General features: G+C 73.1%; 8 protein-coding genes and 2 pseudogenes. 4 read left to right on the top strand and 6 right to left on the bottom strand.

Features of this window, described 5'->3' with window-relative positions; translation table 11 throughout:
• Positions 1-242 precede the first annotated feature (242 nt).
• Positions 243-1,517 carry a pyroglutamyl peptidase gene (locus tag ACFW2E_RS25000; protein ID WP_384469310.1) on the top strand — a complete coding sequence of 425 codons (1,275 nt, stop codon included), beginning with the start codon at positions 243-245 and terminating at the stop codon, positions 1,515-1,517.
• Here ACFW2E_RS25000 and ACFW2E_RS24995 read toward each other — a convergent pair.
• The 3 genes and pseudogenes from ACFW2E_RS24995 to ACFW2E_RS24985 form a co-directional block, all read right to left on the bottom strand.
• Positions 1,489-2,102, bottom strand: a pseudogene (locus tag ACFW2E_RS24995) (LysE family translocator). The gene ACFW2E_RS25000 and the pseudogene ACFW2E_RS24995 sit on opposite strands and share 29 nt — an antisense overlap.
• On the bottom strand, positions 2,099-2,890 hold the full coding sequence (locus ACFW2E_RS24990) for an EI24 domain-containing protein (RefSeq protein WP_384469309.1): 792 nt from the start codon (positions 2,888-2,890) through the stop codon (positions 2,099-2,101). Before ACFW2E_RS24990 ends, ACFW2E_RS24995 begins: the two are co-directional and overlap by 4 nt.
• A 152-nt stretch (positions 2,891-3,042) precedes the next feature.
• Positions 3,043-3,480, bottom strand: a complete 438-nt coding sequence (locus ACFW2E_RS24985; RefSeq protein ID WP_384469308.1) for a MarR family winged helix-turn-helix transcriptional regulator — start codon at positions 3,478-3,480, stop codon at positions 3,043-3,045.
• Positions 3,481-3,570: 90 nt separating this feature from the next.
• Between ACFW2E_RS24985 and ACFW2E_RS24980 the strand changes: the two genes are divergently transcribed.
• Together ACFW2E_RS24980 and ACFW2E_RS24975 are read left to right on the top strand one after the other, a co-directional pair.
• A complete protein-coding gene (locus ACFW2E_RS24980; protein WP_384469307.1) occupies positions 3,571-4,569 on the top strand; it encodes an NADP-dependent oxidoreductase in 999 nt (332 codons plus the stop codon).
• A gap of 111 nt (positions 4,570-4,680) precedes the next feature.
• Positions 4,681-5,100, top strand: a complete 420-nt coding sequence (locus ACFW2E_RS24975) for an organic hydroperoxide resistance protein (protein ID WP_384469306.1) — start codon at positions 4,681-4,683, stop codon at positions 5,098-5,100.
• Positions 5,101-5,170: 70 nt separating this feature from the next.
• Here ACFW2E_RS24975 and ACFW2E_RS24970 read toward each other — a convergent pair whose 3' ends face one another.
• Positions 5,171-6,328: a serine hydrolase domain-containing protein gene (locus ACFW2E_RS24970; protein WP_384469305.1), complete on the bottom strand. Its 1,158-nt coding sequence runs from the start codon at positions 6,326-6,328 to the stop codon at positions 5,171-5,173.
• Positions 6,325-8,913: a M14 family zinc carboxypeptidase gene (locus ACFW2E_RS24965; RefSeq protein ID WP_384469304.1), complete on the bottom strand. Its 2,589-nt coding sequence runs from the start codon at positions 8,911-8,913 to the stop codon at positions 6,325-6,327. The genes ACFW2E_RS24970 and ACFW2E_RS24965 overlap by 4 nt, the downstream gene beginning before the upstream one ends.
• 180 nt (positions 8,914-9,093) lie before the next feature.
• Here ACFW2E_RS24965 and ACFW2E_RS24960 point away from each other — a divergent pair, with 180 nt between their 5' ends.
• On the top strand, positions 9,094-9,957 hold the full coding sequence (locus tag ACFW2E_RS24960; protein WP_384469303.1) for a hypothetical protein: 864 nt from the start codon (positions 9,094-9,096) through the stop codon (positions 9,955-9,957).
• 202 nt (positions 9,958-10,159) lie between these two features.
• Here ACFW2E_RS24960 and ACFW2E_RS24955 read toward each other — a convergent pair.
• Positions 10,160-10,631, bottom strand: a pseudogene (locus tag ACFW2E_RS24955) (hypothetical protein); the annotation flags it as partial.

The raw sequence follows: 10,631 nt of genomic DNA, 5'->3' as shown, positions 1-10,631 counted from the left end.
CCCGCGCGCCGCGGCGGCGGGGCGAGCGCGGCCGCGAGCCGCCCGGGGGGCCCCCGGGGGGGGGGGTGTCGGCGCCCCGCCCGCGGGGCCGGTGTCCGGCGCCGGCCGTGGCGGCGTTCCGCACGGCCCTGCGCGAGGCCGCCGCGAAGCTCCCCGCCCCATGGCGTGGTCCACTCCCGTCACGCGATACTTCGGCCGTCCCGCACCACGCGCCCCACCGCGACGGAAGGACATGAACCTCCGTGAATTCCACACGTGTTCGGATCGGCATCCTGGGACTGGCCCTGGTGGCCGGCCTGTCGGCCCCCGCGACGGCGGCATCCGCCGGGACCGCCCCCGCCACCGCCCCGACCGTCGAGGAACAACGTCTCGACGGGGCCGTGCCCCAGGAGATCCTCAGGCGATCCGGATTCGACACCGTGGCACCGGACTTCGCCCGCCTGCTCGAGTCCGCGCGCTCCTACCCGCAGGCCCGCCGGGCGGTGACGCGCGAGGGGGCGTCCCTGTGGCGGCGGGCCGTGGACCGGGCTCAGGGGCGGGGCCCCGCGGGCGGTGACCTCAGCCGGGACGACGACCGGCCGCTGTACTGGGCGCGGCTGGGCATGACGCGGGAAGTGCGGGCCTGGCAGCCGGAGTTCGGGCTCGGAGAGGGACAACGGGCGGCGCTGCTGGACGAGTTGGAGCGGACGTCACGCGGCCGGACCGACATCCGCTACCCGCGCGGCGGGCAGGTGCAGGGGATCAAGCGGGTCCTGCTGACCGGGTTCGACCCGTTCACCCTCGATCGGGACATCCGCATCTCGAACCCGTCCGGGGCGACCGCGCTCGCGCTCGACGGCACGGTGATCGAGACGGCGGCCGGTCCGGCGCGCGTGGAGACGGCCGTGTTCCCGGTGCGCTGGCAGGACTTCGCGGAAGGAACGGTGGAGCGGACGCTGCGGCCCCACCTCCCGGAGGTCGGCCTCTTCGCGACCGTGAGCCAGGGCCGCGTCGGGCGGTTCGACATCGAGCGGACCAACGGGGCCTGGCGGGGCGGCTTCCCCGACAACGACAACGTGTCCCGGACCGGGAGCGTCCCGGTCACCGACCCGGCCTCGCAGCCGCAGTGGACGGCGACGACCCTGCCGTACGCCGCGATCGTGGCCGCGCGCACCGGCCGTTTCCCCGTGTACGACCACACGGAGGTGACCGAGATCCCGGCGGGCGGGACCGGTCCCGTCGTACGGCCGGACGGACCGACCCCCGGCTCGACCGCGCGTGCCGGGGGCGGCGGGGACTACCTCTCGAACGAGATCGCCTACCGGGCCACGCTGCTGCGGGACCGCCTGGGCCTGCACGATGTGCTTCCGGGTGGCCATGTCCACACCCCCGTGCTCCAGTTCGGCGCCGGGAACACCGATCCGGCGACCGGGACGGTCACGGACCCGGAGTTCGAGGGCAACCGGCTCGACATCATCGCGCAGGTGCGGTCGATCGTGGCGGTCGCGATCAGTGGGACGGAGCGAGCGCGAGGCTGACGCCCAGTCCGGCCAGGACGGAACCGATCACCTTGTTGAGGATCTACTGGCCGCGCAGCATCAGGGAGCGCATCCGCTCGTGCGGGAAGAAGACGGCGACCCCGCCGCACCACAGCAGGTGGGTCGGCGACATGAACAGGCCGTAGCCCACCTGCTGCCAGGCCGGCGTGCCGGGGCTGATCACCTGGGCGAAGGTCGAGACGACGAAGAGGGTCGTCTTCGGGTTCAGGACGTTGGTGAGGAGCCCGTGCGCAGGGCGGCGAACGGGGCCGGCTCCCGCTCGCCGGTCAGGTCGATCTCCACCTCGCCACGGGTGCGGAAGGTACGGACGCCGACGTACACGAGGTAGGCCGCGCCCAGCAGTTCGACAGCCGTGAAGAGGTGGGTGGAGGAGGCGATCAGCAGGCCGACGCCCAGCATCGTGTAGGTGACGTGCCCCAGGACGCCGGCCGCGACGCCCGTGGCGCCGAACAGCCCGGTACGGCGGCCGTGGAGGCAGCTGTTGCGGACGATCACGGCGAAGTCGGCGCCGGGGGCGATGACGGCGAGGACCGTGATGACGGCGACGGCGAGTATCTGGGTCACGGGGTGACGTTCTCCTCCTCCGGAGTGGACTCGCCGTCGGTCATCTCCTCGCCCAGCAGGTCGCGGGCGAGCAACGTGGCCCCCGCGACCGCGCCCGGCATCAGGAACACCGCGACGAACGGGACCAGGAAGGCCAGGCCGAGAGGTGTGCCGAAGCCCCAGACGAGGGTCTTGCGGGAGCGGAGCAGGGTGAGGCGGGCACGGAGTTCCACGCCCCGGCGCTGGAACGCGACCGCGGCAAGTTCCTCGGTGAGGAAGAAGCCGGTGACGAAGACGCCGAGCACCGGTACGGCCGTCTGGCCGACGAACGGGAGGAGGCCGAGGGCGAAGAGCAGCACGGCCCAGACCGCGGCGCGGACCAGGATGCGGAGGCTGTCGCGGGCCGAGACCCACAGTTCGCGCCAGAGCGGGAGGCCCGACTCGGGTGCCGTGCCGTCGGGCGAGACGTCCCGGTCGACCTTCTCCGAGAGGTTCTCGTAGAACGGCTGGCCGATCAGGAGGGTGACCGCGGTGAAGGTGAGGACCGCCATGAGCAGGCCCAGGGCGAACAGGACCGCCGTGAGGAAGCCCCGGAACAGCCCCTGCCAGGGGCTCGACCAGTCGTCGGCGAAGGGCGTGGCCCAGGAGACGAGATCCTCACCCCACACGGCCAGGGCGACGAGCGCGGCCGCGTAGAGGACGAGGGTGATCAGGCCGGGCAGCAGACCGAAGCCGTACTGCTTGCCGTGCCGGGCCGCCCAACGCTGGCCTTTCAGGAGATAACCGAATCCCACCCCAAGATCGCGCATGGCGAAAACTTTACCGGCGCCCTCCACAGCGCCCCAGCCCCTCCCGGACTCCGGACGCGACCCCACCGGCACCCCGGACACCCGGCACACCCCGGACACCCGGGACACCCCGGGCTCCGCACGGCCCAAGTCCCCGGAGCCGGCCCGAAGGGCTACGCGGCCAGCATCCGGCGCAGCATGTCCCGCAGGGACAGCCGCTCCTCGTCGGACAGGCCGGCGAGGGGTTCGCGGGCGAAGCGCAGCCCCTCGCGGAGATCGCGGGCGACCCGCAGGCCCTCGTCGGTGGGGGCGGCGAGCTTCACCCGGCGGTCCGCCGGGTCGGGGCGTCGTTCGACCAGGCCACGGGCCTCCAGCCGGTCCACGATCCCGGTCACGTTCGACGGCTCGCACTTCAGCTTCTGCGCGAGCTTGCGCATCGGCAGCGGCTCCAGCGACAGCAGGCTGAGCAGGCGGGCCTGGGCTCCGGTGAGCGCGTGCCGGCCGGCCGCCTCCTCGTAGTCCGCGTAGTACCGGGCCACGACGTCCCCGATGAGCTCGACGACCTCCATGGTCACTTCGTCGGGGCGGCGGGTCTTCTGTGGGGTGGACATGCCCTCAAGGGTACTCCGTTACTTGACATCATGAAATATTCAGGCGCATGGTTGTTTCAGATTCTGAAGTAAATCGGAAAGGCACTGGTCATGATCAACCGCGAATGGCACCTTCTCAGCCGCCCCGTCGGCTGGCCGAAGCCCGAGGACTTCGCCCTGGTCGAGGCGGAGGTCCCGGCCCCGGGCGAGGGACAGGTGCTCGTACGCAACAAGTACCTCTCCGTCGACCCGTACATGCGCGGCCGGATGAGTGCCGCCAAGTCGTACGCCGCCCCCTTCGAGCTGGGCAAGGTCATGCAGGGCGGCGCCGTCGGCGAGGTGGTCGAGTCCAACGCCGAGGGCGTCTCCGCAGGCGACCACGTGCTGCACTTCTTCGGCTGGCGCGAGTACGCGGTCATGGACGCCAAGCACGCCGTCAAGGTCGACCCCGCGGCCGCGCCCCTGTCGACGTACCTCGGCGTCCTCGGCATGACCGGCCTCACCGCCTACGCCGGCCTGCTGCGCACCGCCTCCTTCAAGGAGGGCGACAGCGTCTTCGTCTCCGGCGCCGCGGGTGCCGTGGGCAGCCAGGTCGGCCAGATCGCCAAGCTGAAGGGCGCCTCCCGGGTCATCGGCTCCGCCGGGTCCGACGAGAAGGTCAAGCTGCTGGTCGAGGAGTACGGCTTCGACGCCGCCTTCAACTACAAGAACGGCTCGGTGAGCGAGCAGCTGCGCGAGGCCGCCCCGGACGGCATCGACGTCTACTTCGACAACGTCGGCGGCGACCACCTCGAGGCGGCCATCGGCTCCCTCAACCAGGGCGGCCGCATCGCGGTCTGCGGAATGATCTCCGTCTACAACAACACCGAGCCGGCCCCCGGCCCGCGCAACCTCGCCCGCCTCATCCAGACCCGCGGCCGCATCGAGGGCTTCCTGGTCGGCGACCACTACGACCTGCAGCCGCAGTTCGTGGCCGAGGTCGGCCCCTGGGTGGCCTCCGGGCAGCTGAAGTACAGCGAGACCGTCGTCGAGGGCATCGAGAACAACCTGGAGGCGTTCCTCGGGGTCCTGCGCGGCGACAACACCGGCAAGATGATCGTCAAGCTGTAAGGAAACCTGCCGCAGGGGATACCTGGAGTTTCCGGCATGCGGTAACTTCTTTCCGGAATCCGTCGCGATCGTGGGCGCGAGTCGCGGCGGACCGAGGAGGAAGACAACCGCATGCCCATTCAGCAGTCCGACGTCCTGTACACCGCCGTCGCCACCGCCGAGAACGGCCGCGACGGCCGGGTCGCCACCGACGACGGCAGGCTCGACGTCGTCGTGAACCCGCCCAGGGAGCTGGGCGGCAACGGGGCCGGCACCAACCCGGAGCAGCTGTTCGCCGCCGGCTACAGCGCCTGCTTCCAGGGCGCCCTCGGTGTCGTCGCCCGCCAGGAGGGCGCCGACGTCTCCGGTTCGACCGTCACCGCGAGGGTCGGCATCGGGAAGAACGAGGACGGCTTCGGGATCATCGTCGAACTGACGGCGACGATCCCGAACGTCGACGCGGACACCGCCCGGAGCCTGGTCGAGAAGGCCCACGAGGTCTGCCCGTACTCGAAGGCCACCCGGGGGAACATCACCGTGACGACGGCCTGAGGCCCGTCGTTGCGCACGGCGGAAGGCCGCGCCCTGGGACGTGGGGTGCGGCCTTCCGTCCCGAGCGCGCTCAGGCGGCCGTCGCCGCCAGGTGCACGGCTCTCGCCAGCCGGTCGTTCTCCGGGGCCGCTCCGCCCGGGAAGGCGAACCGGCGGCGCGTGTAGCCGTAGGCCAGACCGCTGCGGGGGTCCGCGAAGGCCTGGGAACCCGCCGCGCCGCTGTGGCCGATCGCGCCGGCGCCCAGGAACGGATGCCAGGTGTCCGCGGTCGCCTGGAAGCCCAGCCCGTACGACTTGTGGGTCCGGGCCACCAGGTCGTAGCCCACGGAGTGGAACTGCCCGAACTCCGCCACCGTGTCCGGCTTCAGCAGCGGGACCTTCCCTTCGACCTCACTGATCACCGCCGCGTACAGTCCGGCGAGCCCGCGCGCCGAGGCGATCCCGCCGACCGAGGCGGGCCCCTTGGCACGGATCTCCCGCTCGTTCGGCAGCGCCTCCAGGGCGGTCGGCTCGGCCGCGTGCCGGTTGAAGGCGATGGATTCGAGGGTGTGCGGCCCGCTCGGCAGCCCGTCGAACAGCGACTGCTGCTCGGGGGTCGGCAGCATCGGCCGGGTGGTGCGGAAGCGCGGCTCCCGCGAGGCCGGCAGGCCCAGGTGGAAGTCCAGGCCGTAGGGGGCCCGGACCCGCTCCTCGTGCAGCTCCTGGATCGTACGGCCCGTGGCCCGCCGTACGACCTCGCCGGTGAGCGCGCCGATGACCAGGGCGTGGTAGCCGAAGGCCGTACCCGGGCGCCAGAACGGCCGCTGGTCGGCGAGCCGCTCGGCCATCGCCCGGTCGTCGGCCAGCTCCGCCGTCGTGAACCCGGAGTCGGTGCCGACCAGCCCCGCCCGGTGCGCGAGCAGATCGCGCAGCGTCAGCGAGCCCTTGCCCTCTGCCGCGAACTCCGGCCAGTAGTAGGTGACTTTGCGGTCGAGTTCCAGCGTGCCGTCCTGCACGAGCAGCGCCACGACCAGATGGGCGGCTCCCTTGGTCGACGAGAAGACGCCGTAGAGGGAGTCCCCGTCGACCCCCTCCCCCACCCACAGGTCGACGACCCGCCGCCCATGGACATACGCACACAACTGTCCCTCGTAATCGGCCCGTTCCGTGGCGGCGAAGGCGGCGAACTCCTCGCGCACCGCCTCGAAACCGCCGGCGACAGTGCCGTGGACGGTGATCTCCCGTGTCATCCGCTCTCCTCAACGGAGCCGCTGCTCGCCGCTCCTGCTCCCGCTGTGAACAATGCCCTTCCCAGCTGGGCGAATTCCCCCTTCGGATGATCCCGGAAGAGGGGATCGGTGCCGAACAGCACGACATGCGGGCCGCTCACCACCGAGGCCCGTCCCGCCGCGGCGCGCGGACCGCCGGAGCCGTCGCCCAGCGGCCGCCAGTGTCCGGAGACCAGTGGGTTCCCGGTCGCGTACGACTGCTCGATCCGCACTCCCGGACCGAGGTCCGTGAACCACAGCGGGGCGTACACGAAGCCGTGGTCCGGGGCACCGGCGGTGACCGGTCCCGAATTCACCACGCGCACCACCCCGTTGGCGTCCGCGCCGCCCGCAACCGGCTTCACCGCCAGCAGGCCCTCCGCCGAGCCGAGGGCCGCCCCGACGGCGCCCCGGCCGACGAGACCGTGCCGGGCGAGGAAGGCGTCGAGGGCGTCACGGGCCGCCGGAGTCAGCTCGTCCCGGTCCAGTCCGGCCGACACGAACAGCACGTCCACCCCGGACCAGTCGAAGCCCGCGTCGAGGACACCGGCCGACACCGGGACGACGTCGAAGCCCATCTCCCGCAGCGCGAACAGCTCGCCGGACGTGACGGCGGCAGCGACGCGCGGGCGGTGCAGCGCTGGGGTGGCAGGAGCCCGGGTGGCGGTGTCGAGGGCGACGTCGTGCGTGCGGGCGACGGCTTCCGCGCGGGCTCTCGCCGAGCCCGGCAGCACCGCGCCGCCGTCGGCCGACAGCCGCACCCGCACGCCCTGCCCCAGCAGTTCGTTGAGCGCGGCCACCTCCCGGGGATCGTCCAGCCGCAGCCGGAGGTCGCCGCGCGGGGCGACCCGGGCGACACCGGCGGCCGCCTGGACGGCGGTGGTGGGCAGCCCGGACAGCTCGCCCGCCCGGACCGTCTCGACCGTGGCGCCCCACAGGCGGCCCAGGCTCCAGCCCGAGATGTCGTACATCGCCGACACCTTGTCGCTGATGTCCCGGCCGTCCGCGAGCAGCGCGTTCGCCAGACCGCGTTTGGGCTGGTGCAGGTCGACGAGGTAGGAGCCCTTCGCGTACGTCCGGCCGCCGAGCCGGAGGGCGGCGGTCGCCCGGGTGACACGGACGTCGTTGGCGAGCAGATGGCCGACCAGGCGGGCGGCGGCGGTGGACGAACGCTGCGCGGCGCCCGCCGGGATGACGTACGCCCGCGGGAAGGTGGTCGTCCAGACGTCCTCGGGTCCGATGCCCGGGACGCCCGGGACCGTCTTCGACGACACCGGCACCTGCGCGGCGCCGGCCGACCCGCGCCGGAACACCTCGATCTGGTCGGCCACGAGCGAGCTCCGGTGGGTCCGGGCGTACTCGAGCGAGGCACGCATGGCGGCCTCCGCGACGTCCACGTTGATCGCGCAGCGGCGGCGCAGTTCGGTGACCGGCAGCGTGTCGTAGGCCTCGTTGTCGACGGTCAGCGGGATCTCCACGGTGTGCGCGGCGACCGCGCCGTGGAAGGCCGCGTACTGCGGGGTGAAGACCGGCGGCCAGTCGTCCCAGCCCTCCCGCTGGTCGCGGAACGGGATCTGAACCGGCTGCACACCGTCCCCCGCGGGCGTGTGCCCGAGGCCGTCGACCGCGGCCTCCATGCCGAGGGCGTCGGCGTAGGTGTGCTTGAGGAAGAGGTCGTACTCGTAGTTCTCGCCGTGCGGTGGGGTGGCCGGCTCGATCAGGGTGCCGTTGACGTAGCCGTGCAGGTCGAGCATGACGGCGGGCTGCTTGTCGATCTCGATCTGCCGCATCGCCCGTGTCTCGGGCTGTGAGGCGGTGACGAAGTCCCGGTTGAGGTCGAAACCGTTGGCGTTGGCGCGGGTGCCGGCGATACGGCCGTCCGGGTTGGCGGTGACGTCGAAGTACAGACGGCTGTGGGCCAGGAGGTCCTCGGTCTCCGCGTCCTTCGCGGTCGCGAGCCTCCTGATGAGCCGCAGGGCGGCGTCGGTGCCCTCCCACTCGTTTCCGTGGATGTTGGCGTTGAAGAAGACGGGGGTCTTGTAGTCCCTCCTGATCCCCGCGTCCCGGGCCGCCGCCACGGGCGTGTTCTCGATGAGCCCGCGCATGCGCTCCTGGGCCCGGGACTCGCCGGCGGTCTCCGGGGCGGTGACGGTGACGAGGTAGAGCCGGTGTCCGCCGGCCGAGCGGCCCGCGATCTCGACGCTGACCCGGTCGCCGAGGCGCTGGAGGGCGTTCAGTTCGGGGGCGATGGCGTGGTACGGGGTGAGGCCGAGCCTGATGGAGCTGTCGGCCGGGTTCTCGGGGTCCGGGGTGAGGATCTGCCGGCGCGGGTAGCCGCGACCGGCGTCGGAGAGGCCGGTGACCGGGGCGGCGAGCGCGGCGCGGGCCGCGTCCGCCGGGGCCGTGGCGGCCCGCCGCTCCTCGGCGGTGCCCTCGCGAACGGCCGGCCCGGACCCGGCGGCGACAGTGCGGGCGGGGGAGGTCAAGGCGGGGGTGACGGTGGCGGCGAGGGCGAGGGCGGCGATCAGAAGGGGTCTGGGGGGAACGGCTCTTGCGGTGGGGCGCACGCGAACCTCCTCTGGCATTTCCTGAGACCGGTACGGCGGGATGTACCTGATCGACTCAACCGCAACGGAGAGGTGCCGGTGTCACCGATGCCCCGGATGGCCCATGGCGCGGGGGCCACAGGGGGCATGCTGGGGGCGGGTGCGCCCGCAGCGCGTGCCGAGGAGAGGCGGGAGGGGCCCATGCCGACGATTCCTTCACTCCCCAGCAGGGACGAGGTGCTGCGCATGGCACGCAGCACCACCGACATCACCGGCCAACTCCTGGACACGGCCGGGAACATCACCCGAATCGCGATCAACACGTTCGATCCGCGGGACGGTTCGGGCACCGAGCTGTTGCGGGTGCTGCGGCAGACGACGGCGGAGCTGGCGGAGGCGAGCGCGTCGCCGCAGGCCCAGGAGGCGTTCTACCGGATCGTGGACACGCTGACCCGGCTGGGCACGAGCGGCGCCCCGCTGGCGGTGCACCCGGTGAGCGAGCCGGCCCAGGCCCTGCTCGCGGCGCTGGGCGACAGCCTGCTGCCGGTGCTGGACGCGGTGGAGCCGGCGGTGGAGGAGGTGGCGGCGGTGCTCGGGGAGCTGGCCGAGGCGATGTCCCCGCTGCTCCCCGCGACGGCGGGCGTGATGGCGGGTGCCTTCCTGGCCCTCACCCCGGTGATCCGCGCGGCGGCGGAGGTCCTGCGGGACTCCACCCCCGAACTCCGCCGCATCGCGGACGCGCTCACGGCGGCCGTGGCTCCCCTCATGCCTCTGCAGGTGGCCCTGGCGGAGCGGGCGGCCGCGACGGGCGCGAGCGTCGTCCGCGCCGCGCTCCCGCCCCTGGCCGACCTGGCCGAGGCGGCAGCGGCGGCGACCAAGGCGGCCCGTCCGGCTCTGCTCGCGGGCGAGGAGCTGGTGGTCTCGGGCCTGGAACACCTCCAGCCCCTGCTGCTGGCATCGGCGACCCACGCCGGCCGCGTGGCGCGGGTGGCGGCCGTACGGGTGTCGGCGGCGGTGAGCCCGGCGTCGGACCGGGGAGTGGTCGTGGCGGTCGCACCGGCGTGAGGTGCCCCCGGTTCACCGACCGCGTGCGCGACTCTGCGCGATGAGGAACCCGGGACCACCCCGAACCGGGCCCGGAGGCGACCGGCCATGGGGTGGTCGTGGCGGTCATACCCGCGTAAGGGGTGAGGTCCCGCCGGTTCACGGACGATGCGCGCGTCTCCCGTGCGAGGGGGAATTCGCAGAGGAGAACGCCGACGGCGGCTCAGGTGCACCACCAGAGGAACCGCTTGCACGTCGCCGACGGGGAGGGTGCCGGGGGCGCGGGTGTCGTCGGATCCGCGGCCGGGGTCGTGGCGGGCCGGGCGGTCGCCGTGGCGGTCGGCGCCGGGGCCGTCGCACCCGTTCCGGTGGCGGCCGACTGCCCGGCCTTGTCCGTCGCCTTGTCGTCGGGGGACTTGGACGCCTTGTCCTTGCCGGATTCCGAGGCCGACGGGGAGCCGGAGGCGTCCGGTGAGGCGGAGGCGCCCGAGGAACCGCCGGAGGTGGCGTCCAGGGGCTTGGCCGTGCGGCCGGACTCCGCGGACGACGAGCCGCCGTCCGCCGTCTCCCCGCCGGCCGCGGCCGGCTTGGGGCTGGAGAACGGGGCGTCGATGCCCAGTTCGGCGATGCTGAGACCGCCGGCCGCCAGGACGAAGCCCGCGGCGATCAGCACGGTCCGGCGCCGCCGTCGGCGG

Origin of the sequence: Streptomyces sp. NPDC058964, from assembly GCF_042741275.1 — a bacterium.
In the GTDB taxonomy this organism is placed as follows: domain Bacteria; phylum Actinomycetota; class Actinomycetes; order Streptomycetales; family Streptomycetaceae; genus Streptomyces.
The sequence above is the reverse complement of the archived record's forward strand: the minus strand, read 5'-3'. Positions and strand labels throughout refer to the sequence as shown.